General features: G+C 38.1%; 29 protein-coding genes. 18 read left to right on the top strand and 11 right to left on the bottom strand.

Features of this window, described 5'->3' with window-relative positions; genetic code table 11:
• The first annotated feature begins 14 nt into the window (after positions 1-14).
• Positions 15-506: a SixA phosphatase family protein gene (locus B5D82_RS10625; RefSeq protein ID WP_081151410.1), complete on the top strand. Its 492-nt coding sequence runs from the start codon at positions 15-17 to the stop codon at positions 504-506.
• A gap of 13 nt (positions 507-519) precedes the next feature.
• Here the strand turns inward: B5D82_RS10625 and B5D82_RS10620 are convergent, their stop codons facing one another.
• Entirely contained in the window at positions 520-1014 is a 495-nt protein-coding gene (locus B5D82_RS10620; protein WP_157673876.1) for a hypothetical protein, read from the bottom strand.
• 167 nt (positions 1015-1181) lie between these two features.
• Positions 1182-2249 carry a uroporphyrinogen decarboxylase gene (gene hemE / locus B5D82_RS10615; RefSeq protein ID WP_081151407.1) on the bottom strand — a complete coding sequence of 356 codons (1068 nt, stop codon included), beginning with the start codon at positions 2247-2249 and terminating at the stop codon, positions 1182-1184.
• A 799-nt stretch (positions 2250-3048) separates the two neighbouring features.
• Here hemE and B5D82_RS10610 point away from each other — a divergent pair.
• Entirely contained in the window at positions 3049-3408 is a 360-nt protein-coding gene (locus B5D82_RS10610) for a DUF4112 domain-containing protein (RefSeq protein WP_081151405.1), read from the top strand.
• 241 nt (positions 3409-3649) lie between these two features.
• On the opposite strand, the gene bamJ is transcribed toward B5D82_RS10610, so the two are convergent.
• Positions 3650-4408: a BamJ family beta-barrel-assembly machinery protein gene (gene bamJ, locus B5D82_RS10605; protein ID WP_081151404.1), complete on the bottom strand. Its 759-nt coding sequence runs from the start codon at positions 4406-4408 to the stop codon at positions 3650-3652.
• 120 nt (positions 4409-4528) lie between these two features.
• Here bamJ and B5D82_RS10600 point away from each other — a divergent pair, with 120 nt between their 5' ends.
• From B5D82_RS10600 to B5D82_RS10585, 5 genes are all read left to right on the top strand, one after another.
• On the top strand, positions 4529-5527 hold the full coding sequence (locus B5D82_RS10600) for a WD40 repeat domain-containing protein (RefSeq protein ID WP_081151402.1): 999 nt from the start codon (positions 4529-4531) through the stop codon (positions 5525-5527).
• Positions 5524-5745, top strand: a complete 222-nt coding sequence (locus B5D82_RS10595) for a SlyX family protein (protein WP_081151401.1) — start codon at positions 5524-5526, stop codon at positions 5743-5745. The genes B5D82_RS10600 and B5D82_RS10595 overlap by 4 nt, the downstream gene beginning before the upstream one ends.
• Positions 5746-5981: 236 nt before the next feature.
• Positions 5982-6401: a Replicative DNA helicase gene (locus tag B5D82_RS10590; protein WP_081154448.1), complete on the top strand. Its 420-nt coding sequence runs from the start codon at positions 5982-5984 to the stop codon at positions 6399-6401.
• 209 nt (positions 6402-6610) lie between these two features.
• The gene (locus B5D82_RS19890; RefSeq protein WP_157673875.1) at positions 6611-6775 is read left to right on the top strand and encodes a hypothetical protein; all 165 of its coding nucleotides are present in this window, start codon (positions 6611-6613) and stop codon (positions 6773-6775) included.
• A 106-nt stretch (positions 6776-6881) separates the two neighbouring features.
• Positions 6882-7508 (top strand): methyltransferase family protein, encoded by a 627-nt coding sequence (locus tag B5D82_RS10585; protein WP_081151399.1) that lies wholly within the window; start codon positions 6882-6884, stop codon positions 7506-7508.
• 163 nt (positions 7509-7671) lie between these two features.
• On the opposite strand, the gene B5D82_RS10580 is transcribed toward B5D82_RS10585, so the two are convergent.
• A complete protein-coding gene (locus B5D82_RS10580) occupies positions 7672-7866 on the bottom strand; it encodes a YheV family putative zinc ribbon protein (RefSeq protein ID WP_081151398.1) in 195 nt (64 codons plus the stop codon).
• 141 nt (positions 7867-8007) lie between these two features.
• On the opposite strand from B5D82_RS10580, the gene B5D82_RS10575 reads away from it, so the two are divergent.
• The 5 genes from B5D82_RS10575 to B5D82_RS10560 all read left to right on the top strand — a co-directional run bounded on the left by B5D82_RS10575 (position 8008) and on the right by B5D82_RS10560 (position 12477).
• On the top strand, positions 8008-9909 hold the full coding sequence (locus tag B5D82_RS10575; protein WP_081151396.1) for an ATP-binding cassette domain-containing protein: 1902 nt from the start codon (positions 8008-8010) through the stop codon (positions 9907-9909).
• Positions 9910-10040: 131 nt separating this feature from the next.
• Positions 10041-10763 carry a tetratricopeptide repeat protein gene (locus tag B5D82_RS10570; protein ID WP_081151395.1) on the top strand — a complete coding sequence of 241 codons (723 nt, stop codon included), beginning with the start codon at positions 10041-10043 and terminating at the stop codon, positions 10761-10763.
• Positions 10764-11008: 245 nt separating this feature from the next.
• A complete protein-coding gene (locus tag B5D82_RS20245; protein ID WP_281255924.1) occupies positions 11009-11140 on the top strand; it encodes a hypothetical protein in 132 nt (43 codons plus the stop codon).
• Positions 11141-11272: 132 nt separating this feature from the next.
• Positions 11273-12244, top strand: coding sequence for a hydrolase (locus B5D82_RS10565; RefSeq protein ID WP_081151393.1), 972 nt, complete (start codon positions 11273-11275; stop codon positions 12242-12244).
• Entirely contained in the window at positions 12241-12477 is a 237-nt protein-coding gene (locus B5D82_RS10560; RefSeq protein WP_081151392.1) for a YheU family protein, read from the top strand. The genes B5D82_RS10565 and B5D82_RS10560 overlap by 4 nt, the downstream gene beginning before the upstream one ends.
• A gap of 70 nt (positions 12478-12547) precedes the next feature.
• Here B5D82_RS10560 and B5D82_RS10555 read toward each other — a convergent pair whose 3' ends face one another.
• From B5D82_RS10555 to nudE, 3 genes are all read right to left on the bottom strand, one after another.
• Entirely contained in the window at positions 12548-13129 is a 582-nt protein-coding gene (locus B5D82_RS10555; protein ID WP_157673874.1) for a YceI family protein, read from the bottom strand.
• A gap of 82 nt (positions 13130-13211) precedes the next feature.
• Entirely contained in the window at positions 13212-14036 is an 825-nt protein-coding gene (gene cysQ, locus B5D82_RS10550) for a 3'(2'),5'-bisphosphate nucleotidase CysQ (protein WP_081151389.1), read from the bottom strand.
• A complete protein-coding gene (gene nudE / locus B5D82_RS10545) occupies positions 14033-14590 on the bottom strand; it encodes an ADP compounds hydrolase NudE (protein ID WP_081151387.1) in 558 nt (185 codons plus the stop codon). The genes cysQ and nudE overlap by 4 nt, the downstream gene beginning before the upstream one ends.
• Positions 14591-14762: 172 nt before the next feature.
• On the opposite strand from nudE, the gene yrfG reads away from it, so the two are divergent.
• From yrfG to B5D82_RS20165, 6 genes are all read left to right on the top strand, one after another.
• Positions 14763-15440, top strand: coding sequence for a GMP/IMP nucleotidase (yrfG, locus tag B5D82_RS10540; RefSeq protein ID WP_081151386.1), 678 nt, complete (start codon positions 14763-14765; stop codon positions 15438-15440).
• Positions 15441-15793: 353 nt separating this feature from the next.
• Positions 15794-18214 carry a pre-peptidase C-terminal domain-containing protein gene (locus B5D82_RS10535; RefSeq protein WP_081151384.1) on the top strand — a complete coding sequence of 807 codons (2421 nt, stop codon included), beginning with the start codon at positions 15794-15796 and terminating at the stop codon, positions 18212-18214.
• A 5-nt stretch (positions 18215-18219) separates the two neighbouring features.
• On the top strand, positions 18220-19278 hold the full coding sequence (locus B5D82_RS10530) for a hypothetical protein (RefSeq protein ID WP_081151383.1): 1059 nt from the start codon (positions 18220-18222) through the stop codon (positions 19276-19278).
• A gap of 430 nt (positions 19279-19708) precedes the next feature.
• Positions 19709-20086, top strand: a complete 378-nt coding sequence (locus B5D82_RS10525) for a MerR family DNA-binding transcriptional regulator (protein ID WP_081151382.1) — start codon at positions 19709-19711, stop codon at positions 20084-20086.
• Positions 20087-20150: 64 nt separating this feature from the next.
• Positions 20151-20540, top strand: coding sequence for an organomercurial transporter MerC (gene merC / locus B5D82_RS10520; protein WP_081151381.1), 390 nt, complete (start codon positions 20151-20153; stop codon positions 20538-20540).
• A complete protein-coding gene (locus tag B5D82_RS20165) occupies positions 20528-20743 on the top strand; it encodes a GDCCVxC domain-containing (seleno)protein (protein ID WP_081151380.1) in 216 nt (71 codons plus the stop codon). The genes merC and B5D82_RS20165 overlap by 13 nt, the downstream gene beginning before the upstream one ends.
• A 121-nt stretch (positions 20744-20864) precedes the next feature.
• On the opposite strand, the gene B5D82_RS10510 is transcribed toward B5D82_RS20165, so the two are convergent.
• Genes B5D82_RS10510 through gspK form a run of 4 tightly spaced genes read right to left on the bottom strand, consistent with a single transcriptional unit; the run spans position 20865 to position 24335 of the window.
• On the bottom strand, positions 20865-21608 hold the full coding sequence (locus tag B5D82_RS10510) for a type II secretion system protein N (protein WP_081151379.1): 744 nt from the start codon (positions 21606-21608) through the stop codon (positions 20865-20867).
• A complete protein-coding gene (gspM, locus tag B5D82_RS10505) occupies positions 21608-22075 on the bottom strand; it encodes a type II secretion system protein GspM (protein ID WP_081151377.1) in 468 nt (155 codons plus the stop codon). The genes B5D82_RS10510 and gspM overlap by 1 nt, the downstream gene beginning before the upstream one ends.
• Complete coding sequence (gene gspL / locus B5D82_RS10500; protein ID WP_081151376.1) at positions 22072-23304, bottom strand: type II secretion system protein GspL; 1233 nt, start codon at positions 23302-23304, stop codon at positions 22072-22074. The genes gspM and gspL overlap by 4 nt, the downstream gene beginning before the upstream one ends.
• Positions 23304-24335: a type II secretion system minor pseudopilin GspK gene (gene gspK, locus B5D82_RS10495; protein WP_245807456.1), complete on the bottom strand. Its 1032-nt coding sequence runs from the start codon at positions 24333-24335 to the stop codon at positions 23304-23306. Before gspK ends, gspL begins: the two co-directional genes overlap by 1 nt.
• Between the last annotated feature and the right edge of the window lie 2 nt (positions 24336-24337).

The following is a 24337-nucleotide window of genomic DNA, read 5'->3' as shown; positions in this document are numbered from 1 at the left end:
CAAACGGAAAATTTATGAAATATAGTTTACTAGTAGCACTGTGTTTTTTTGTTTTACCGACACTTGCTGAAGATAGTTTTAGTATTTACTTAGTTCGCCATGCAGAAAAGCAAGCGGTCAAAGACGATCCTAAACTTACACGCTGTGGTAAATTAAGAGCAAAACAAATCGCCAGTATGCTTGAACACACAAACATAAAGCATGTGTACAGCACGCCCTATCAACGAACTATGTCGACTGCCGCTCCCTTTGCTAAACAACAAAAACTGGCAATAAAGCAATATTCGCCCGCAAATCTTAACCAGTTTGCACAACAGTTACTCAGACAAAAAGAAAACACTTTAGTGGTGGGTCACAGCAACACAACACCACAATTATCGGCATTACTCAGTGAGTTAGATGTTGAAGATATAACAGAAAAACAATACCGAAACCTGTATCAAATTCACGTTAGTAACAGCGGAAAAACCTTAACGTTATTCACCTTGCCGCTAACTTGTCGGTAAAACCTAATTAGCATTACATGTCCGCATTATTGCCTTTAGTACCTGGTGTTATAAGCTCTATTTCAGTAATGGTAAAAGGTGTGCCCCATTGTTGAATAGTCATCACATTTTTTACTTTGCCTTTAATACGAACAACAGCGCCATTTTGGGCAAACTCTTTTGCCATATTCATCGGTAATAATTTTTTACCCGAGTCGGTAATAATACCGTAAAAGCCACCTTCCAAATTTAAGAATTGCACCCGCCCACGTTGCCAGCCACTAAACTCATCTTTCAATTTATGCTTTAAGTCTTCCATCTCATGACCTGTTATTTTATCACCACTATTAACTGGCGTAGCAACAAGTTCAGTCGCTGCTTGCTCAGGGCTATTTTCCTGACTATTTTCTACTTTCGTTTCATCAGCTTTTGTTGTTTTATCTGTTTCACTCTCGCTTGAACTACTGCCACAAGCACTTAGTAGTACAGTGATCACTAAGGTAGATAAAAGGCTTTTTTTGTACGTCATCATATTGTCCATTTAGAATCTATATCTGCTTTAAGCATACCTTAATCTAAAAGTAATAACCAAAGGCTAAGTAGACAAATTTAAGCGAAAAAAAAGGAGCCAAGGCTCCTTTAATCAATACTATTTGATAAAACACGCGCTAGCTAGTGGCTGTCACGTTTAATAGCTTATAAATGATATGGCTTACTCAAACGATGCACAGACTCAATAAAGTGTCCGGCATGATCAGGGTTAACATCAGGATGTATACCGTGGCCTAAGTTAAATACATGCCCTGTACCGCCTTCACCAAAGCCTGATAGTATTTTCGATACTTCTTGTTCAATACGTGGCAATGGTGCGTATAACATTGACGGGTCCATATTGCCCTGCAAAGCAACTTTATCACCAATACGTGCTTTGGCATTTTCAATATCGATTGTCCAATCAAGACCTACAGCATCACAACCTGTAGCCGCGATATCTTCTAACCACATGCCAGCATTTTTAGTGAATAATGTTACTGGCACTTTACGACCATCGTTATGGCGAGTTAAGCCATCAACAATTTTAGCCATATACTGCAAAGAAAACTCTTTATAATCGCGAGGTGACAAAACACCACCCCAAGTATCAAATACCATTACCGATTGAGCGCCAGCGGCAATTTGGGCATTTAAATATAAAATTACCGAGTCGGCTAACTTATCTAACAACAAGTGCAAAGTTTGTGGCTCTGCAAACATCATTTTTTTGATCTTCGTAAAAGCTTTTGAACTACCACCTTCGATCATATAAGTGGCTAAAGTCCAAGGGCTACCAGAGAAGCCAATTAACGGTACATCGCCGTTCAGCGTTTTCTTTATAGTACGCACTGCATTCATAACATATTGCAATTCGCCTTCAGGATCTGGAATACCAATTTTATCAATATCAGCTTTACACGTTATTGGACGTTCAAACTTAGGACCTTCCCCGGTTTCAAAATACAGACCTAAGCCCATAGCATCAGGAATCGTTAAAATATCACTAAATAAAATGGCAGCATCTAGTGGAAAACGGCGTAATGGCTGAATAGTGACTTCACAAGCTAAATCTGCGTCACGGCAAACCGACATAAAATCGCCAGCACCTTTTCGCACTTCACGATACTCAGGCAAATAACGACCAGCTTGGCGCATCATCCAAACAGGTGTGTAATCAACAGGCTGGCGCAATAGCGCACGTAAATACGTATCGTTCTTTAATTCAGTCATGAAAAGTCTTCTCCGCTATAATATGCGCGCATTCTAACACTTCAAATTTTATTGATCTATGTTACAAATCAAATCTAATGGTGTTCGCGACCTTGATATTGAAATATTTTTTAGAATTACGCGTTATTTCATACAAAAAAGCAAAATACTATAAAAAACTTTACTCAAGTCCTTTTGTAAACACCACAAAACCGCAAACATAATGTGTTTAATAAAACAGCAGCTTTATTAAACACAACCCTTTAACCAAAAAATAATTTAATTTTTTTTAAATTAAATTATTTACCTTTAGCCACTAACACCATAATAAATGGGCAATTGCTCATTAAAACAATATATGTGGTTTACCAGAATAAAGTGATATAACAGAGATTTAGCGTGTAGTGTCGTAACGATGTTAAAGCCTGATAGATAACACTTTTTTACAATTTGTCTGGTTCTTTGCAAAAATGTTAATAGCTCAATAATTAAACTTTTTTCTTCCTAGATATTTACAACAATAAAAGTACACAACTAACAGGCTTTTTTGAAGCCCTTATACGAAGAAATTCGTGGAATATATGCTCTATTAAAGTTGTTGCACCAAGAAAAGGCGTTTGCTATAAATGTCCCGCGCTAAAGAAAAACAATAATAAAAATAAAGAAATAAATAAAAAGAAGCTAGTTTACTAGACCACACAGCGAGCATTTCAAGCCTTACTTCGGTAAGGCTTTTTTATTGCCTGAAATTTGAAAATATCGTCACAACTGTAATAATTTATTTAACAGTTTTACATTTCAGCCTAGGATCAAGGAAAAAATGAACGACTTAGATCAAGCCCCTAAGACATTATTAAAAGCACAGCAATTAGCGAATTTAGCCGACGCTAAAATACGTATTCCAATATTGGGTATTCGACTAGGCTTAGACTTTATCATTGGCCTTATCCCTGTGTTGGGTGACCTTGTAATGGTGGGTTTATCGCTCAGTATTGTTGGTATGGCGAAGACTATGCATGTACCAAAAGCCCTTAGGATGATCATGCTAAGAAATATTGCGCTGGATTTTTTGTTAGGCATAATTCCTTTTTTTGGCGATGTGGTTGATTTGTTTTATAAATCTAATCTGAAAAATGTACGCATTATGGAAGAGTGGTGGTTAAGTAAGCAGTCTCAATAAATTTAATAAGACGTATTGATTGGCGCTTATTAACTTAGTTCACTTCGGTAGCATTAGTATTAGCTAATATTACTATTTAGCGTGGAATGAACTCGCTTAAAAACTAGTGATGATTAAAAAATAAAAATCCAACAGAGAGTTAATGTCATACTTTAGAAAATAAAACATTTAATAAAAATTGTTGATAAAAAAACCAACCTTAGTGGTTGGTTTTTATTTAGTCTTTGGTAAAAGCTTTTATCTACTTATCGCCAACTTGTGCCGCAGCTTCAGGTTTTTGAATTTCTAATAATTCAATATCAAACTGTAGTACTGAGTTACCCGGAATGCGTGGTGGGTTACCATTTGGTCCGTAAGCTAGATCTGCAGGAATAGTAAATTTGAACTTAGAACCTACCGACATTAGCTGTACGCCTTCGGTCCAACCTGAAATTACACGGTTAAGTGGGAACACTGCTGGTTCACCACGGTCGTATGAACTATCAAAAGTCTCGCCATTAAGGAATGTGCCGTGGTAGTGAACTTTAACGGTATCAGTAGCAGCAGGCTTCTCACCTTCAGCTTCAGTTAGAATTTCGTATTGAATACCAGATTCAGTCACTTGAACGCCTTCTTTTTTAGCATTTTCTGCTAAGAAAGCCTGACCTTCAGCTAAGCTTGCTTCTGAACTTGCGCTTGCTTGTTCGGCTTGTTTTGCTTTCATTGCTTGATCTAGGTTCATCAACAACGCTTGAATGTCTTCTTGCTCAATTTGAGACTTGCCGTCCATGCTGTCAGTAAAGCCACGAATGATAAGTGACTTATCTAAAGTTAAGCCCAATTTGTCGTGCTCTTCTAAGTTACGCTCCATGTACATGCCAATTGAAGCACCTAAACCATAGGCTTGCTTTTGTATTTCTGTATCAAGCGCAGCGGCTTGCTCTTCTTGCTTAACTGGTTCTTGACAACCCATTACTGATAATAAAGCAATAGCCACTAGCGTTGGTTTAAAAAATCTCATTTACATCTCCGTTTTACTACTTAGCCAGAAATTCGGGCTAAGTCATTTAAATATGTGTGAATTGTGAAACAATGCGGCTTATACTAACGATAAATGCCCTAAGAAAAAAGTATTAATATTTTGTTGAACTGTAACTTAACATTTCTTAAAGCCAAGCTTCTGTTTTTATTGCTGTTGCTGACGGCTTGTCAGCCTTTGGGCCAAGCGCCAGAGCAAAGATGGCAGCATGCGGTTGAGGGAGCTTACGCTGCCAATATATCTAATGATGCTAAATTTAGTGTCGTTTCATCGATTCATCACGGCATTAGTTTGTGGGATTTAGACAATAACGCCCTGAAATATAATTGGTCGCAACAGCAAAATAGCGCAGACAACTTAGTATTGGTAGCCGATATTGCCGATAATAATAGCCATGCAATAATCGCTAATCGCCATGACTTTTCATTATGGAATATAGAAAATGGTCAGTCAGAAGGTTTTTGGTCAATAACGGAATCTACTATTCGCGATGTAGCCGTATCAAATAATGGTGACTACCTGCTAGTTGGGCAAAGTAACGGTAAAGTAGTTCACATTACTATTGCCAACGGTCGACGTTTAGAGTTTTTGGGGCACCAAGAAAAAATTAATGCTGTTGATATGTTACCCAATGGCCGAATTGCACTTTCTGGCTCTAATGATTTTGTTGCTTATGTGTGGGATACCGTTTCAGGACAAGTGATTTATCGTTTTAATCACCCTAGCCGAGTCACTATGGTGGCACTTGACCCCAAAGGCCGCTACGCCTTTACCGCAGACAGCAAAAAGGCGGCTAATATTTGGGATTTAAAAACCGGTAAGTTAATTTCCAAGTTAAAATACTTTAATCGCCAAGAAGTTTTTAGTGCCGTGCAATTTTCTCCTGACGGCACTCAGCTATTAACAGGCGCGCCTTCACGTAAGGTGAGCATATGGGATATTGCGACTGGTGAGCGTTTGACTAGCTGGAGAGTTTTGCCACGCGATGATATTAGACCTGCGGGAGCAGTTGTTTATAGTGTCGCTTTTAGGGATAATAACCAAGTAATCACTGAAAGCTCTTCAGGATACGCCGAATTATGGCAGGTAAATAAACAGTGAAATCAGTAAACGAATTAACCAAAGCAATTGAAACGCTTGAAACACGCAACGCATTTCAAGATGATCTCATCGAACAGCTAAACAATGAAATAACAGTGCATCAAAGTCAGCTTGCAGAACTAAAACTTCAAGTAGCCTTAATCGCTAATAGAATTAAAGATAACACTCCAGATCACGAAGGCAAAGAAGAGATAGAGCCACCACCACCGCACTATTAAAAGCAAGAAGCTAAATATTGTAATCTAATTTATACCAAACACTTCAACGCCTGCACGGTTATTAAAACAGATATAGAATAACCTAGGCGCTCTTATAAGCACGCTTAATTAAATTTACTCTGCTAAATTTTAAGCTACTGAGCGAATAAACTGGGGTTGGGGCCTATAAAAGCATTATAATTAGCGATTGAATATTGTTAATCACAAAACTTAACGCAACTGACAAAGGCCGCAGCATGAACACCAAAATATACAAGCAAGTGCTTTTTTTCGCTGATCACTTAATGGCAGCAGCTCAAGAGCAAGACCAATCTAAATTCGATGGTTTTTATGCTGAGCTAAAACGACTCTGCGAAGAGAATGAAAACACCGATAAAGACCACCCTGTACAGTGGGAAACACTTGCTGACTTTACTGATGATTTACCCTTAGCGATTACTATTTATGAACAAGCTTTATTAAAAGCTGAAGCAATTAACGACAAAGACTTCCGTTCGTCTATTAGTTATTCTATCGCGACAATGAAAATAGAGTTAGATGATAAAGCAGGCGCTATTGAGTCTTTAGAAAAAGCTAAAATAAGCTGTAATAAAATTTCGGATAAAGAATTAAAAGCGGAAATTCATGACTTATTGGAAGAGTTAAAGCTTTCGTAAAAATTAAATTTTAAACTTCATTATGCACTGGAAAATACTGCTAGGTATTTTCTAGAGTATCTTTTTCATCATCCTTGACTTAGCTCCCCTGTATTATCTAAAACATATTTGCCTCAAAAATCACCAGTCTATTATTAAGGCGTTTGTGTACGTAACATATTGTGTTAAATTTATATTATTGCCATTATAGGTCCTATAAGGAGCTTTATATGTTCGCTTTACTGGTTTTAAATTTACTCTGTATTTTTGTTTGTTATTCAGTAGCAAAATCTAAAGGCGCAAACACGAGTTTTTGGGCAATAATGGGGGCTATTCTCGGTCCACTGGCTGTGCCGTTTGTTTTCTTTGCTAAGCCTGCGGCTAAGTCCACTTAATTAACAACAATTAACACGATAACTTACTAGAGGCAGTAAATTGTATTTAGTGGGTTAACCGACGTTTAAACATTAGGTTTTCACAAATGGATATTTATAAAAACTTATGACTTCTATCGACAATACTTCTGCAATAATTGAATTCACCCGCTTATATTTGGCTGTTTTTTATTCCGCTGTTGCCCTGTTTTATACCATTAAAATTATTACGACAAAAAAGAACATCAATACTGAATTAATATTCCTCGGCGAGCGCTACTGCCCTAACTGGTGGAATCACATGACATTTAGGATATTTAGAGTCGCTATTTGGATGGTTTGTTTGGTGAGACTATTTGTGCCTGGGCTTGATGATTACTTGGGATTAATAGCCAGCTTAGAGAATGCGCCAGTGCTTATTTTAGGTAATGTATTGTTAACTTTTGGCTTTTTAATGACCATTGCTATTCACTTTAGCATGAGCGAAAAATGGCGTTCTGGTATTGATCCTATAGGGCCTAAAAAGTTAATTACTGATGGTTTCTTTAGATATTCTCGTAACCCTATATTTGTCAGCGTAGGTCTTTCTCAAATAGGTTTTTTCTTGGCATTACCTTCCGTTTTCACTTTGGTTTGCCTCGTTATTGGTTTATATACCTTATACAAACAAACGATTGCTGAAGAAGCTCATTTAGCAGCAGTATTTCCAAGTGAATATAAACACTACACCACTAACGTTCGTCGCTGGTTATAACACCTACACGCTAATGTTATCGTTACCGTTGATTAATCAGTATTAACGGTAACGTATCGATAAAGCATTTCATCACTGTTATTGATTAAGTTAAAATGCATAATCAATAACTTGGCTATTTTTTCTGAGTAAAAATAAGCCATTATAATTATTGTTTAGCCCATTAATCTTGTTTAAAAATACCAATAACTTGTTCGTTTGGTCTTACTTCTTGCACAACATGCTCTTCAGGTTGCGACATTTGGTGGCCACAACTTACACAGGTAACTGTTTCAATACCGTTTTCTTTCGTTAGCCCCATGGTGTCGATTTCCTTACATTTTGGACAGGTTGCGCCTGCTATAAATCGTTTTTTCACTTATTTACTCAGTTTTAATTAATTTTGCATTAGATTTTAAATGATTTTAGCAAGATATCTGCTTAGTGCTGTTATTTTACCTTGAACAACCCCCTAAGGAAAAGCGACAATAGCGCCCTGCATTGAAATGAGTAACAATAAATGATCATAGCCACAGATTTAAGTTTAGCCCGAGGCGCAAAATACCTCATAAAATCATCAAGTTTTACCATACATCCAAATCATAAAGTTGGACTTGTTGGGGCAAATGGCTGTGGAAAATCTTCTTTATTCGCGAGCTTATTGGGCGCACTACCCGCCGATTTAGGCAATCTTTCAATGCCAAGCAGTTGGAAAATTGCCACCGTTAAGCAGGAAACGCCAGCGTTAGACCGTTCAGCGCTAGACTATGTTATGGATGGCGATGTTGAATTTCGGGAGCTAGAAGCGAAGTTAGAACAAGCGCGCGCGAACGACAATGGCACACTTGAAGCGACTATTATCAACCAAATTGATACAGTTCATGGCTACAGTTTACCTGCCCGAGCCGGTGAGTTGTTGCACGGTTTAGGTTTTACACAAGAGCAACTCGCCAATCCGGTTAAATCATTTTCTGGTGGTTGGAGAATGCGTTTGAACTTAGCGCAAGCCTTGATCAGTCGTGCCGATTTATTACTACTTGATGAACCCACCAACCATTTAGATTTAGATGCCGTTATTTGGCTACAACGTTGGTTAAAAAGATTCACAGGTACTTTAGTACTTATTTCCCATGACCGTGATTTTCTAGATGATGTTATCGGCCAAATTTTGCATATTGAGCATCAAACGGCAAAATTATATTCGGGTAACTATAGTGCCTTTGAACGACAACGTGCTGAACATCTTGCCCAGCAAGATGCTCAATATCAAAAACAACAAAAAGAAGTCGCTCATTTAACTTCTTTTGTTGACCGTTTTCGCGCGAAAGCCAGTAAAGCTAAACAAGCGCAAAGTCGCTTAAAACGCCTGCAAAAATTACCTGACTTAGCGCCGGCACATGTTGATAGCCAATTTACATTCAGCTTTGAACAGCCCGACACCCTGCCTTATCCACTGTTAGCATTAACCGAAAGCCAATGTGGTTACAGTAATGAAGCTATAATTTTAAATGATGTTGGCATGACCTTAGTACCCGGTAGTCGGATCGGGTTATTGGGGCGTAATGGTGCAGGTAAATCCACATTAATAAAATCGCTTGCGGGCGATTTAGCATTACTTCAAGGTGAGCGTTATTGCGCCCAAGACTTGCGCGTAGGCTATTTCTCTCAGCATCAGCTTGAGCAACTGCATTTACCCAGTAGTGCCATTGAACATATTACCCGTGCGAAACCCGATATAACGGAGTTACAAGCACGGTCATTTTTAGGGCGCTTTGGTTTTAGTGGTGATCAAGCTTTAGACAAAGTCGGCATTATGTCGGGTGGCGAAAAGGCGCGCTTAGTATTAGCGTTAATTGTGCTAGAAAAACCACAACTGTTATTGTTAGATGAACCCACTAACCATCTCGACTTAGAAATGCGCCAAGCGCTAGTACTGGCTTTACAGGACTTTGACGGCGCGATTATTCTCATTGCCCATGATCGATATTTATTAGAGTCATGTGTTGATGAATTTTATATTGTCGCTAACGGCCAAGTAACCGATTTTGATGGTGACATTGATGATTATCAACAATGGTTGAACGACGATAAAAAGCAATCTGTAAAAGCGAACAAAGTCGTTAGCGAGCCACAAGTCGATAAAAAACAGCAACGCAAAGAGCAGGCAGAGTTACGTAAAAAAGCATCGCCACTGCGTAAACAAGCCGATAAATTTGAAAAACTTGTACAGCAAAATCAAGACGAGTTAACTGAAGTTGAAGCACAACTGGCAGACAGTGAGGTTTATCAGGCTGAGCATAAAGCTAAACTTACCGAATTATTAAAACGACAAGCAAAGCTTACGCAAGATTTAGAGTCACATGAAATGCAATGGCTTGACCTTGAAGAACAAATTGAAGAGATAATGTCACAAGCTTTATAAATTTATTGCTACACTTAGTATTAAACAGATTAATTATTTTCTGTAAATGAATCAGTTTAGTACAACAAGTCGCAGCGGAAAATTTTATCACTGCGTTATATAGCGACAACAGCCGGATATAGGACACTAAAATGAAAAAATTGACCTTAATAGCACTCAGCTTTGCTCTCTTTGTACAAGGTTCGGCATATAGCGCCGACCTAGACCTAGGCATATATGAGCTAAACCGAGGAGAGTTCAAGGCTGCGATTGCAGAGTTTGAGCCTTTAGTTGCCGAAGAATATGCACCTGCACAATACCAAATGGCGTTAATTTATCTAAACGGTTATGGCGTACTTAAAAGCCCAGAAAAAGCGCTAGAGTTACTTCATTTGGCGGCCTCACAAAATTATTCAGAAGCCCTGTTCGATCTTTCTTTGCTTTACAGTGAAGGCGAAGTGGTTAAAAAAGATTTAAAAAGCGCTTATGCATTAATGGAGAAAGCGGCCAAGAAAGACTTACCGCGCGCGCAGTTCAATTTAGGTGTAATGCTTTATAACGGCAGCGGTGTACCGCGTGATTATTTACAAGCCTCACGTTGGTACCAAAAGGCGGCGGATCAAAATTATGCCCTCGCGCAATTTAATCTTGCCTTAATGTATTTTGAAGGTAAAGGCGTCGCTAAAAGCACCGAAATGTCATATGTTTGGAATATTATTGCCGCTAAAAATGCTTATAGAATGGCGGAAAAAAGCCGTGATATGGACGAACATAAATTAACCGTAGATGAAATTAAAGCCAGCCGTGAAAAAGCGGATACCATTTACCAAAAAATAATTCAGCAAAGAGAGCTTAAGTTAAGACAAATTCCTTAAGGCTAACTTCTAAAAAAATCCTGAAATAAAAAATAAACCCGCACAATACGTTAGCGGGTTTTTTACCTCATATAAAATTCTTTCAAATCAATTGGCATATCATTTTTCCTCTCTGCTAGAAATTGAGCGCTAACTTCGTAACCATCTGTCACCATAAGTAGTGCTTAACGTGATCTACATCAATAAGCAGTCCTTGATTATTATTTATAATAGTTGCTTAACAAAGAGACTTATTGGAGTGAGTTATGAATTTTGTAGATATGCTATTGAACGACCCTGTCGTAATAATTTCATTTATTGGCCTAGCCACTGTACTAGCCATTTGTAGCTTTTACGTTTATTACTTCTTAAAACAAATTAGTGAAGATATAAAATAACTGAGCTTGTTACCCTTAGCTGAGTACCTTTCTTGGCTATAATAGGTGCCGAGTTTAGGCATTGCCTAACAGTGGGCAATAGCTAAGTTTTAACGTACAATAAACTTTTGTATTACACACTATTACTTCGTTATGTTTACCAAAAGTTCTTTCAGTCCAGCTTGGTGGCTAAAAAACGCTCACTTACAAACCATTGCCGCTAAGTTTTTTAGGCGTGGTCACTCTATTAGCACCACTAATGAAACATTAGAGTTACCCGATGGCGACTTCGTAGATTTAGCATGGACCGAACAGGTCAACCCAACATGTTCTCGCCCTATTGTTGCAGTATTACATGGCTTAGAAGGCTCAAAAAACAGCCATTATGCAAAAGGCATGTTATCTGCTATTAAAGCGCAAGGCTGGGTCGGTGTTTTAATGCATTTTCGTGGTTGCAGCGGTCGACCTAATCGCATGGCTAAATCCTATCATAGCGGTCAGACTTGTGATGTAGACTTCTTCAGTCAATACCTTGCTAGTAATTACCCGCAAGCAAAAAAAGCAATTATTGGTTTTTCACTAGGTGGTAATGTATTAACAAGATATTTAGCCGAACAGAAAGAAAACATCTACCAAGCCGCCTGTGTAATTTGTGCGCCACTTGACCTATCAAGTTGCAGCAATAGAATTAACCGAGGTTTTTCTCGCGTTTATCAAAAGTACTTAGTAGATATGCTTAGAGCAAGTACGATTGAAAAAATAAATGCAAATTTACTGAGTAATATAGATAGAAACCATTTAAATAAAGTCCGTTCTATTCGTGATTTTGATCAAATGGTTACCGCCCCTATTAATGGCTTTCTTGATGCAAACGACTACTATCGACAATCGAGCGGAAGAGAAGTGCTTAAACAGATAACCACACCATGTTTAATCATACATGCGACTGACGACCCTTTTTTATGCCATGTAAACACCACAGCCATTAGTACTTTGCCGAAACAGATGATATTTGAAGTGAGTGCTCGTGGCGGCCATGTCGGTTTTATTAGTGGCAAAAATCCTCTCAAGCCACAATTTTGGCTAGAACAACGTATACCCGAGTTTTTTAAGAGCTATTTATGATTATTCCATTAGAACAATTAACGACCGAAACCTTAAGTGCCATTATCGAAAATTTTGTCCTAAGAGAAGGTACTGAATATGGTAGTGAGGATGTTTCACTAAACGATAAAATAGCCCAAGTACATCAGCAATTAAAACAAGGTACTGCACTTTTAGTTTACTCTGAATTACATGAAACGGTTAATATTCTACCGGCAGATCAGTTTATAGAAGACGCTGAAGAAACCTCTTAAACACGATATTTTATCGATCAAAAAAAAGCACTGATTAAGTGCCTTTAATAAATTGTAATACCGTGTTTATTTAACGGGTAAATAGTACTGAAAAGCTGACCGGCACCACATAATTGATACTCGGAAGAGAAGCTAACTCTTTAAGTTTATTAATGCCCGCTACCACACCAAAAGCATCTGCTTGAATAAAAAATGGCTTTGTCGTGTTCACCAATATTTTGTCTGCACTTAACTTAACAACATTCACGTCAATTGTTACCGGTTGTTGCTGACCATGAAAAGCGACTTTACCAGTAATACTCAGCTTTTTATCTTCGCCAACTTTTAAGCTTTTGAGTAATGATTTATCGAGCACAGTAGTGAAAGTTGCAGAACTATATTTACTCGTTTCAAAAACGAAACTTTTCATTCGATCATCGCGAATAGCAATATTAGTATTTACGCTGGCTAGATCAACGCTAATATTCACCTGTGCGTTCTCGTCGATATCTCCCGAAAGCTTTGCAAAGCTATGATTCTCGGCAATAGTCTCTTTTTTCACTGACATAAAGTTAAGTTGAGAACTTGAATTGTCGAGCTTCCATGCTGCTAAAGCAGGTAAACTTGTTGTAACCACAAGTAAGGTAATGAAAATTAAAGCTGTTTGGCGCATTATGTACTCCATGTCTGTTAGGCTTTCACCTGATATTTAGACCCAAAACAAATTAGCGAGTTATCTGTTTTTTTAGGTTTTATTAAAAGTTGCGTGTTGCTCTATGCTGTTTGATAATCTCTTGCCAAGGAATTTCTTTATTCCCTAACGTTAAAAAATCAGGCTGCATCAAAGTCTCACGTTGATTATAAGTTAACGGATTAAATTCACTGTCGATAATACTACCGCCAGCTTGCTCAATTATACAATGACTCGCGCCGGTATCCCACTCACCTGTGGGTCCAACACGTAAATAACAATCAGCACCGCCTTCGGCAATTAAACAATTTTTTAGCGAGCAACTACCTAAAGCGACGTGGTCAAAGTCATAGCCACTATTTAAGTACTGCCCCATTAAATTAATATCTTGGCGACGGCTGATCGCCACTTTAATACGTCGTTGACCATCATATTGCGCCACTTGTATTTTATGGCTACCGGCATCGTTTTCTTTAAAGGCACCCAAATTATTTTGCGCATAATAAGTTAATTGATGGTCAGGCGCATGAATAACACCAATACTTGGCCAGCCATGCTCAACTAAAGCCACGTTAACGGCAAAGTCGCCACTGCCAGCAATAAACTCACCGGTGCCATCAATAGGGTCTAACAACCAATAGCGCGTCCATTTGCTACGTTGGGCGAGGTCTAATGCCCCGACTTCTTCAGAAATAATAGGAATATCGGGCGTTAGCCTTTTTAACTCATCCATTAAAATATCATTTGCAGCGATATCAGCACTGGTCACTGGACTGTTATCGTCTTTTATTTCGGCGGTATAATTGCCATTTTTATAATAACGAGAGACTTCTTGGCCCGCTTTTTTGGCACTTTCGAGTGCTACTGACAATAACCTTTCTTGGTTCATAAAATACCTCCTAAGTGATCTTTTACTAATAACAAAGCGGCAATACTACGCGACTCATTGAAATCTGGTTCTTGCAATAACTGCCGATAATCCGCGAGTGGCCATGGAACTAATTCTAGATCTTCGGGCTCATCTCCAGGTAGCTTTTCAGCATAGAGATCTTCAGCGAGGAATATAGTCATTTTAGCATCGAAAAATGCTGGAGCCATGGCAACGGTATGCACTAAATTTATGTTGTTAGCACCATAACCAACTTCTTCTTTTAATTCTCGATTGGCTGCCTCTACCGCGCTTTCGCCGGCATCAATAAGCCCTTTTGGAAAACCGAGTTCATAAGTGTGGGTGCCGCCACAATATTCACGCACCAGTAACATGGTATGTTTGTCTAGCATAGGGACGATCATCACCGCGCCTCTGCCTTTACCAGCCAAACATTCATATTCACGCTTTTCGCCATTGGAAAAGGTTAAGTCGATTTGCTCAATGGTGAATAAACGACTTTTAGCGACCTGTATGCGCTCAGTAATTTGAGGTAGTATTTTTTTTGTTGTCATAACGCCCTTTATTGCAACAACTTAAGTGATAAATGTATCGAAGAAAGCTACAGATTAACCATAGCACGATAACGTTGAATACATAACCAAGATGCTTGGGTATAATAGCAATCTAGCTAAAATTAATCTAATTACGATAACCTATAATAAACGTGCTCCTAGGGAAAAATCTATGCTTGATTGGTCAAAAATTTCAACCGTTTTACTGGATATGGATGGTACGATTCTCGATTTACATTTTGATAACCATTTTTGGCTACACCATTTACCCAAACGTTACAGTGAATTGCACGGCGTAAGTTTAGAAAATGCGAAAAAAACTTTATTAAGTCACTATACAAAAGTAGCAGGAACAATCGATTGGTATTGTTTAGATTATTGGGCTCAACAAACGCAACTTTCAATAACCGACTTAAAACGTGAAATTCAGCACTTAATTCAATTACGCTCTGATGCACATGACTTTCTAGTTGCATTGAAATCATCTGGCCGTGATATCGTGCTTGTTACCAATGCTCATCCTGATAGTTTATCGCTAAAAATAGAACGCACATCGTTAGATAAATATTTTGATACGCTCTACTCAACACACGAATTTGGTGTCACAAAAGAGTCTCAAATACTCTGGCAACGATTACAAGCAAAGCATGGTTTTGCTTTAGAAAGCACGCTTTTTGTTGATGACAGTTTAGTGATACTAGACTCGGCTAAAAAATACGGCATTGCACATATATTAGCCGTGGCAAACCCTGATAGTAAAAAGGAAGACAATGCTTTTAATGACTACCCGTCAATTACCGACTACGGAGTTTTACTCGCAGAAATAAATAACAGCAAGTGGCGAAGTTAATCGATGAAGTACGACTTCAATTAGACAGAATAAGATCGCAGCTCATTACTATCGTTGATGTTGAGGTTATTTGGGCTTAATTAAGATTTAAAGTGTACCTGACCCTGAAGGATCCCTGTAATCTTTAGCTGTACTTAAACTAAGCACTGCTATGTTGTAACTTATTTTCAACTAAAAATTATCGGTTATTCTCTATTTTAGATATTTGCGTAAGATTGACATTTAAAGTTCTATAAAGGAAAATAATAAGTATTATCAGTTGGTTGTATAATAAACTAATTGTTTAACAAGTGGGCTTGTTTGGTTTGAAGGATACTGAATCAGCTTGAAATTTATTTTCTTAGGAGTCAAGGATGACAGGTCGTACTTATTTTCATTCTATATTTGTATTTTTTATCACGTCTTTTCTAGTTGCCTGTGGTGGAGGTTCTAGTACTTCCGACCAAAACAAACAGCCAGAGCCAATTCAGCCGACAAACCAAACATATAAAGTAACTGTCATAGATGGATACCTGCGAGCCGCAACAGTTTGGCTTGATTTGAATGGAAATGGTTTAAAAGATGCAGATGAGCCTAGTGCTGAAACAGCTAATAAAGGAATTGCAGAACTTACATTTTCTTCAAAACTTACTCCAACAGATTATAGCTTGCTTGCTATAGCCGAAGCGGGAAAAACTTTCGATGAGTCTTTAAACCGAACCGTAGAACAAGACTTTGTTTTAGCGTCGCCTAAAGGTGTAAGTGTCATAACACCTTTAACGACTTTAATTTATATGAAAGAACATGAACTGGGTAATATCAATGGTGCGAAAGCTCAGATAGGGTTAGCTATAGGTGCTGTAACTGAAAATTTATCTGAAGACTTTATTGCTACTCAAAATACCTACCTTGCTGAAGTAGCGGCTGACCTAGTAAGACTTTCGCTGATGCCTGAAACGACAGAGCAGTTAAATAACTTTGGTGAAAATCCAGGTATTATCATCGGTTTGATAAAAGTATATAGTGGAATTAAAAATAGGGGTGAAAGTGGCACATATGTCATGCGTGATAGCCAAGGCGAACTGGCAGGCGATACAGATTTAGATGGTATTGCTGATCCGGATGATGCCGATATAGATGGGGATTCTTTTTTAAATGATGATGACGCATTTCCATATGAACCAACAGAGTGGCTCGATTTAGATTATGATGGTATTGGGAATAATACTGATACTGATATCGACGGTGACAATATTGAGAATGAGCTGGATGCTTTTCCCTTTGATATAACAGAGTGGGAAGATTTGGATAGTGATGATGTTGGCAACAATAGCGATCCTGATATTGACGGTGACGGTATCCTCAATGAAGAAGATCCTTCTCCTTACACAGCAGAATTCAACACATTACTAAACCCAGGGACATCAACCCTGACAGAAGTAATATCTAGCCACATTAAGAATAATGATTGGCAATATTTTACGATAAACGCACCAGAGAGTGTTTTACTTAATATAGAACTAACCAACCTAACTGGTGATGTTGATTTATATGTGACTGCTGAAGAGTTTCCAACAAAATTTGATTACCTATGTCGCTCCAACAAAAGTGATAGTCAATCTGAAAAATGTGTCATTCGAAGTGAGAAAGAAGCTACTTACTTTATAGGTGTGTTGTCAAAACAAGATGCTAATTTCACTTTATCTGCTAGTACATCTGACATTGTCTACAAAAAAGCCATACTGTTATTGCACGGTTTAGCCTCTAGTCCAGATACGTGGGATTCAATGGTTAACGATGATAGTTTCTTTAATGGACAGTGTTATGCACTAACCGTAGATAATGATCCTTTACCAGTATTAGACGGCAATAGTGATGGCATTAGCTGCTTTAATCTAGAGTTTGGTTCATTAGACAGGGATACAACTTATTCTGCACAAGGCTTAGATAACAAAATCTGTAATAGCAGTGAAGGTTGTAATGGAGACTACACAACATTTGAAGGGTTAGGAATTGAAGTTGAATCCGCTATTGCTCGAATTGTTGAACATTTAGGCAAAGATGTTGAACTATTTTTATTTGGCCACAGTCGTGGTGGTTTAGCTGCAAGATCTTATTTGCAGAGCCCAAATGTCGTCAATAAAGCGCTAGTAAAAGGCTTTGCTACTTCGGGTACACCCCACCAAGGGTCTCCGCTAGGGCGCTTCTACAAATACATGGATGATAATTGCACACCTAAAAGCGTTTATCGCCAAGATGGCAATAAATGTGAAGATAATTGGGAAGTGATGGAAATGTTAAATGGAACGCGAACTTATTTTGGTTTTGATATTGGACTTGAAAATCAAATGGAGTTGCAAGCTCCAAGTATCAATTTTTTGTCTCCAGAATCTGACAATATTAAAGCTTTAAATGAAAACGTTGCTCTAATTAATAATCTTGTTATAGGCCAGCTAGCTTATGAAGGAACTAAATTTGGGGTGTTGAGCAAAGAGGCAGGCCTATCAGATTTCTATGACCTTTATGCTTATGGTGCATGGTTTGGTGGAGACCATCCGCATCCAGATACACTTCGTTATATCGAAAATGGAGTACCCAGAGCATCACTTATTGGTGATGGCATTGTACCATCGTATAGTCAAAAATTAAGTTTCCTATTAGAAAAAGAAGGTATCGCCATAACTAAAGCTGGTACACAAAGCGCTGAAAACATTTTACATACTGAAGAAACATCTCAAGTTTCAGATATTAATTGGTTATTTGAAGGCCTGTATCAATCGTTAGAGTGGAAATAACTAACATGAAATATTATGCTATTGCGACAATTCTGATTGTGTTTATTGCTTATTCTATTTGGTATGATGAAGGAAATTTTCAGAATGAAACGTCTTCAAATACGGCTGAAATTGTAGATGTACCTGACCAGAAAACCAATCTTGCTCATAGTAGTAAGGCCAAGCTTCAAAAGGTCGATAATAGCCAAAAGCCAAAGTCGAACAGTTTAAAAAAGCATGAAAGTACTTTTCTAAATGCAGAAACAGCCATGCAAGGTCTTACTACGTTGTTGGAGAATGCTAGTAATGGTTCTGTAGTAGATATTAAGTTTGAAAAGTCGCTTATCACCTATTTGAGGAATACTGATGATAGGGATATTTATAACTATATATTGAATAAGCTAAATAATGCAGAATTATCAACGCCACTTGGTGACAGTTTAGTGGAATATACCATTAGCTTATTGGCTGCAATAAATACATCCAGTGCAAGTAAGTTAATGTTAGATGTAGTGAATACTAAGAACTGGCAAGGTTCAGAAGCTGTTTATTTGGTTAAAAAAGCTATTTCACGATTTAACCGAAGTGGTGATTTTACGGAGTTAGTACAGCAAGCATATGCTGAAAGTAGTGATACTAGCCCTTATCTAAACGAGCTAGCAACTAGCATTGCAAAAAATGCGAGAGGAGAACAAGTGCAATACTTGTTTGACTATATCGACAGTAAGGAATCAGCAAAAAATATTGCTGCACGTAATGCTCTAAATACAATCCAAACAGAATCTTTAGTGCCAAATATCACTCAACACTTATCGAGTGATTCAACAGAAAAAGTTAATGTTGCTTTAAGTTCATTAGCTAATATGGGGCAATATGAAGCCGCCTCCGCATTAATTACATGGAGCGCTGCTCAATCGTTAGAAGCAAAATCTACTGTAGCTAGTTTATTTGAAGTCGCGCTTAGAAGAAGCCCATCCACAAAAAGAGCAATCAAAAAAGAGGTGCTACCTATACAGTTCGCTAACAACGAGATTAAAGGTTTAATATTAAGTTATGTGACTGATAAAAATATAGAGGAAGATTAAATCCAAAGTAACAATTTAAAATCAGCAACTTAAACATATGAAAGAGCTGGCTTATGGATCAGGTTCTTTTCTAGGTTACTTTAATCCCTTAAATTTTATTGTATCCACTATTTTATGCTCACAGTTGATGTTAGTAACCGCATCGCTAAGGTCAGCTATCCGGCAACTTTTGTCTCTAAAGCCAGTCATCCTAATGACTGTTTTGTCGGAGGAGCTGCCTTTTTAATTAAACGTATCAATCCCCCCTTCGCTGGCTTACGAGGCAATCACTGTAATATTCAATCAGGTTCGGTATTCTATGCCTTCTGCAAAGCTCAAAACAGCTGCTCAGCGTATTAGCAAGGTGACTTAATTGAACCATAAGGGATCGTTTAATATACTCCATACTTCCTGTTGTAGAATCATTTCAATTTAATAAGTGACAAAAGGTATGAAGACAATTGGCAAGCTGGCTAAAGAGTTAGATATCAATATTGAGACCATAAGATTTTATGAAAAAAAAGGGCTTATTTCTCAACCTTTAAAACCAGAAAACGGTTATCGTTTGTATAGTACGGCTGTTGCAGACAAGCTTAGGTTTATCGCTAAAGCAAAAGCTCTTGGTTTTACATTAAATGAAATATCCTCGTTAATATCTATGGAAAATAACTGCGTCCAAGTAGAAAGCCTAGGTTTGCAAAAATTAGATATAATTCGAAATAAAATATCAGATTTACAGCGTCTAGAGCGCGTTATTAGTGAAATGACCAATTCATGTAAAGCTAATCAAGACCATTCCTGTTGTCCTATTATTGACTCATTAAAGTAATTATTGACTCCGTACCTATATACGGAGTTTATCGTGACTATAAATTACTTAGGAATGATTATTGATGATAAACAAATTGCTCGATAAAGTTGGCTCCGGTGGTGTTTGGATGGCAGCGCTTAGTTGTACAGCCTGTTTTCCTGCATTAGGTTCTTTGGCTTCCGCACTTGGTTTGGGATTTCTTTCGTCTTTTGAGGGCATAGCAGTAAATACTTTACTGCCAGTTTTCGCTGCACTTGCATTACTGGTAAATATGTACAATTGGTATCGTAATAGCAACCATATAAGAGGTGTTTTAAGTGTTGTTGGTCCTACAGCTGTTTTATTAACACTATACCCACTTTGGCGATATGACTGGAGTACATACTTGTTCTATTTTGGTATAAGTTTAATGGTCGTAATGTCAGTATTAGATATTGTAAAACCTACAAAGGAACGAATATGCAAAGTGTAGAATTAAACTCAACAATAACTTGCCCTGAGTGTGGCCATAATAAGGCAGAAGTAATGCCAACCAATGCTTGTCAGTGGTACTATGAATGTGAATCTTGTAAAGTTTTATTAAGACCTTTAAAAGGTGATTGTTGCGTTTACTGCTCTTATGGAACGGTTAAATGCCCTCCAATTCAGGAAGGACAGGATTGCTGTAACAGCTAACCCGTAATAATAATTGAAGTAATACCAATACAATGACGTGAACGACCAAAGTGGTGGTTTTTAAGCCATTATATTTACTTAAAAAGCAATAAACCAAAACCACTTTAGCCACTTACCAAAGCTATATTTTTAAGCGATAGCGACCTTGGTTATCGGGTTTACCCAAAAAGCTTAAGGTTGCTTTTAATTGCTCAGGAAATTTAGTCCCTGGCGTTAAGTAACCGCTGCCCGTGAAACGACCACCTTGTTTTATCTGGGCACGATAACTTAAACCTAAGTTATTGTTAGGCTCAACATCGGCAATAATTTCGCCTTTATCACAAGTCAATTTCGCTGCAAGCCCACCAAGCTTCACTTTTTCTTCGAATGCCGTAATGGCAGCATTACGCCATTGTAGGGTGCCTTCTAGTTCGCTACATATTGGCGCGCCAATAATAAAACGCTCAATATTAAGTTGCAGTTTCTCATGGGCAATAATATCAATGGCTAAGTTCAGTCTTGTTGCCACAGTATTTGCAGCAAGATTTATCTGCGCATCTTCAACAACCATGTCTGACAACAACCCACTTATGATCAACTTTCCCTCAGGACCATTGACTAAAGCATTACCAAAGGTAATATCAAGTTTAGGGTCAAGCATTAACACCGACATTAATGACAAAGAACTCTGCACTTGGTTAATAACAACGTCATCCACCATTACTTGTAAAATACGGGTATGCCAAACAGTGCCTTCAACAGCGGAAACCGCCACATTTTTAGGTAATTTAATTTGCGCCATCAACCAACTGGCAGGCATTAACGCTAGAACAAAAACACAATACGCAGTGAAAAAAATTGCCGTATAAGCAAACTTCTTTTTCATTAATTCTTTCCTAACTGTAATCGACGAACACGGACCACACCTTGCTGGTCAGCTAAACTAAGATCTATATTCTTTACTTGCAGACCATCTCTACTGGCTAATTTCTCTAACCAAGTTAATAACTGATTAAATGATATTTCATCAATCCAAACTTGCAAATCTTCACCTTGCGGTTGCATACGGGTAATGATTATATTGTTAGCTCTGGAAGTGCGGTTAACGATGCTCGACAAACTTGCACCAGAACTTGCACGGCCATTACGCTTTGCTTCTTGATAGCGTTGTGTACTTTCTTCGACCCATGTTAACAAGGCTTGTTGACGTTCGATTTTTAATTTTTGCTTAGCAATGTTTTCATTCAGCGGCTGCCAAATAAGGCCATATAAAATAAATATCGAAATAACCCCTGACATTATCAATACCAAACGTTGTTCACGAACATTTAACTGTTGCCACCAAGCTTTCATGAGCGCCCCTTAGATGCTTTATCTGTAATACTAAATGAGCCAGAAATTTGATCACCTTGATTATTTTGAGCACCAAGATTAACTGTTAAGCCTGCTTTTTCAAGGGCAACTTTCAGTTTTTCAAAGTATTGATAATCTTTAGCGATAGTTTGCATGCGCACTTCTTGGCGTTTGCCGTCAAACTTTAACGTTTGTGGTTTAATCTCAGGTACGCTTGCCAATGCAGGTTCAAGTTTAACTAACAATGATAAAAATCCTGCAGATTCATCACTGTTGCCAATTTCAGCTAATTTTTGGCGTAACTGTGAGCGAACGGTCGACACTTTAACCCGTTTAGTCTCAGGAAATGCAGCTTTATAATTTTCAATAATCTCTGCTTCAATAACCGATACCTGTTGAGATAAAGTATAAAGTTGTGCTCCTTTAAGGGTAAAATTAATCACCAATGCGAAACACGCAATACCTGCAACCCAAAGCCAATTAACACTGGCTGCTGAGCGTTTTTCTTTAACTTGAAACTCACCTTGTAGCAAGTTGAATTTACGAGAATGATTATTCGCTAAAATAGCTAATGGCAGTTCTTCAGGTAAGTATTCGACATTTATTTCAGCTGGCACTTGCGATAAGGATGAATAAGCCATAATGGCACTTTTAGTTTCATCGTTATCAGTAAAGTGCTTAGCAATTATGGGCCAAGCATTGGCTTCGAATGACATAACTTGCCATTCACCAAGCCTAATTAATACTTGTTCGCCCAGCATTACTGCACTGCGACTTTGGTTATCAAAGGGCAATGCCAGTGCATCGGGGATAATTAACTTACAGAATATTCCGGCATCTGCCAACCACTGTAACCAAAGTTCCAATTGCTTACGTTCAAGTGCAGCTACAAAACAGTTATTCCCCTGTTCATCTTGTTTAGTATCATTAAAAGTGAAGCACAGTTGCTCAACATCTTGTGCTAACGTTTCTTCTAGCATATATGGTGCAGCTAAACGAATAGCGCGTTGAGATGAGCCCGGCACTTTCAAGCTTTTAATGGCAACATCACTTGCTGGTACAAATACCACAACTTCTCGTGCAGAGGCTTTTTCAGTTAGTTGCTCTAACTCGCTCGCGTTAGGTAACTCTCCACTTGCGATAATATCTTCTTGTCCGTTGATTTTAATCAGCCAGTGAATTTTATTTTCAGCTTGGCTGCCTAAACGGATAAATAAGGTTTCACCCATTACTCTCGTCCTATGATGCGACTGATCACACGTATATTATTTTTATTGTCTACTTTCATAATGGTATTCAAAGCAAAGTAACTGTTATTAAAACTTGCCGTTGTTTTGAGCTTAAAATACTCACTTTTAACAGCAAATAGTTGTTTTTTCTCTGGTGGTATTTTAGCTTTACTCAAATCACTTAAACTAAAAAACTCATCAATATTTTTGAAGCCCTCTTCTCCACGAGAAGATAATGCTTGTGATGCTTCATTTTGACTTATCCCTAACATGGCTACAAGTATTTCAGGCTGATCTTGTGCAATGGTATTGATGTTTATCTTATTCATGTTGGTATTAGGCAAAATACAGGTGTAGTCTTTTAATTTATCAATAACATTAACCGTAAAATGATCAATAACTCTTAACTCTGCCATACTCGCAAGGTAATTATTCGCGGCTAAGTAGGGGAACTCTTTAGAAGCATAGTCATTATCTTCAGCGCCGCCGGAACCTGAAATACTACCATCTGCGTCTAACCAATCAGTTAAGGCATCAGCCATATATTCTGCTTCAAAACTGCCAACACCTTCGATATTCATTGCGATTAATAATTCTTCAAAAGCCGCTCTCGCTGGCGACTTATTTGCCGCATTAGCACTGTTACCGCGATTACTGTTACCACTACCGTCATCATCATTAACCCGTAACGCGTTTAAGTTGAAACAGCTATTTAAATCGGTTATTTCACCGGTAATCTGACCAAAATCGACCGGAAAAGTATTTTCACCTTGCGCCCACAATTGGCCTAAATGCGTCACTTCTGAATCAGCTTCAAAAGATTGTATTAATATTCTTTTTGCAAATGCTTCAGCGCCCATGGCATACCAATAAGCTTGCTGGTTTGAACCTATATTAGTGGTGCGTTGCATTTGTAATTGCAAGCGCGCGGTCATTTGCGTCGCTAATATAGCGATTAACGCAATAATTAGCATCACCGTAATTAACGCCACGCCTTTGGGTTTAGGTGTTATTGCACAACTTCTAACCACGG

The organism is Cognaticolwellia beringensis, assembly GCF_002076895.1.
GTDB lineage: Bacteria > Pseudomonadota > Gammaproteobacteria > Enterobacterales > Alteromonadaceae > Cognaticolwellia > Cognaticolwellia beringensis.
This window is presented reverse-complemented; position numbering and strand designations above follow the sequence as displayed.

Excerpts from the sequence above, each read along its gene's own strand:
- B5D82_RS10565 (WP_081151393.1), top strand. The coding sequence starts at position 11,273 with ATGTTTACCAAAAGTTCTTTCAGTCCAGCTTGGTGGCTAAAAAACGCT.
- B5D82_RS10530 (WP_081151383.1), top strand. The coding sequence starts at position 18,220 with ATGAAATATTATGCTATTGCGACAATTCTGATTGTGTTTATTGCTTAT.
- B5D82_RS10575 (WP_081151396.1), top strand. The coding sequence starts at position 8,008 with ATGATCATAGCCACAGATTTAAGTTTAGCCCGAGGCGCAAAATACCTC.
- B5D82_RS10590 (WP_081154448.1), top strand. The coding sequence starts at position 5,982 with ATGAACACCAAAATATACAAGCAAGTGCTTTTTTTCGCTGATCACTTA.
- B5D82_RS10510 (WP_081151379.1), bottom strand. The coding sequence starts at position 21,608 with ATGAAAAAGAAGTTTGCTTATACGGCAATTTTTTTCACTGCGTATTGT.
- merC (WP_081151381.1), top strand. The coding sequence starts at position 20,151 with ATGATAAACAAATTGCTCGATAAAGTTGGCTCCGGTGGTGTTTGGATG.
- B5D82_RS10625 (WP_081151410.1), top strand. The coding sequence starts at position 15 with ATGAAATATAGTTTACTAGTAGCACTGTGTTTTTTTGTTTTACCGACA.
- B5D82_RS10555 (WP_157673874.1), bottom strand. The coding sequence starts at position 13,129 with ATGCGCCAAACAGCTTTAATTTTCATTACCTTACTTGTGGTTACAACA.
- B5D82_RS10585 (WP_081151399.1), top strand. The coding sequence starts at position 6,882 with ATGACTTCTATCGACAATACTTCTGCAATAATTGAATTCACCCGCTTA.
- B5D82_RS10610 (WP_081151405.1), top strand. The coding sequence starts at position 3,049 with ATGAACGACTTAGATCAAGCCCCTAAGACATTATTAAAAGCACAGCAA.
- nudE (WP_081151387.1), bottom strand. The coding sequence starts at position 14,590 with ATGACAACAAAAAAAATACTACCTCAAATTACTGAGCGCATACAGGTC.
- gspL (WP_081151376.1), bottom strand. The coding sequence starts at position 23,304 with ATGGGTGAAACCTTATTTATCCGTTTAGGCAGCCAAGCTGAAAATAAA.
- B5D82_RS10620 (WP_157673876.1), bottom strand. The coding sequence starts at position 1,014 with ATGACGTACAAAAAAAGCCTTTTATCTACCTTAGTGATCACTGTACTA.
- B5D82_RS20165 (WP_081151380.1), top strand. The coding sequence starts at position 20,528 with ATGCAAAGTGTAGAATTAAACTCAACAATAACTTGCCCTGAGTGTGGC.
- B5D82_RS10535 (WP_081151384.1), top strand. The coding sequence starts at position 15,794 with ATGACAGGTCGTACTTATTTTCATTCTATATTTGTATTTTTTATCACG.
- yrfG (WP_081151386.1), top strand. The coding sequence starts at position 14,763 with ATGCTTGATTGGTCAAAAATTTCAACCGTTTTACTGGATATGGATGGT.
- B5D82_RS19890 (WP_157673875.1), top strand. The coding sequence starts at position 6,611 with ATGTTCGCTTTACTGGTTTTAAATTTACTCTGTATTTTTGTTTGTTAT.
- bamJ (WP_081151404.1), bottom strand. The coding sequence starts at position 4,408 with ATGAGATTTTTTAAACCAACGCTAGTGGCTATTGCTTTATTATCAGTA.
- hemE (WP_081151407.1), bottom strand. The coding sequence starts at position 2,249 with ATGACTGAATTAAAGAACGATACGTATTTACGTGCGCTATTGCGCCAG.
- B5D82_RS20245 (WP_281255924.1), top strand. The coding sequence starts at position 11,009 with ATGAATTTTGTAGATATGCTATTGAACGACCCTGTCGTAATAATTTCA.
- cysQ (WP_081151389.1), bottom strand. The coding sequence starts at position 14,036 with ATGAACCAAGAAAGGTTATTGTCAGTAGCACTCGAAAGTGCCAAAAAA.
- gspM (WP_081151377.1), bottom strand. The coding sequence starts at position 22,075 with ATGAAAGCTTGGTGGCAACAGTTAAATGTTCGTGAACAACGTTTGGTA.
- B5D82_RS10525 (WP_081151382.1), top strand. The coding sequence starts at position 19,709 with ATGAAGACAATTGGCAAGCTGGCTAAAGAGTTAGATATCAATATTGAG.
- B5D82_RS10570 (WP_081151395.1), top strand. The coding sequence starts at position 10,041 with ATGAAAAAATTGACCTTAATAGCACTCAGCTTTGCTCTCTTTGTACAA.
- B5D82_RS10560 (WP_081151392.1), top strand. The coding sequence starts at position 12,241 with ATGATTATTCCATTAGAACAATTAACGACCGAAACCTTAAGTGCCATT.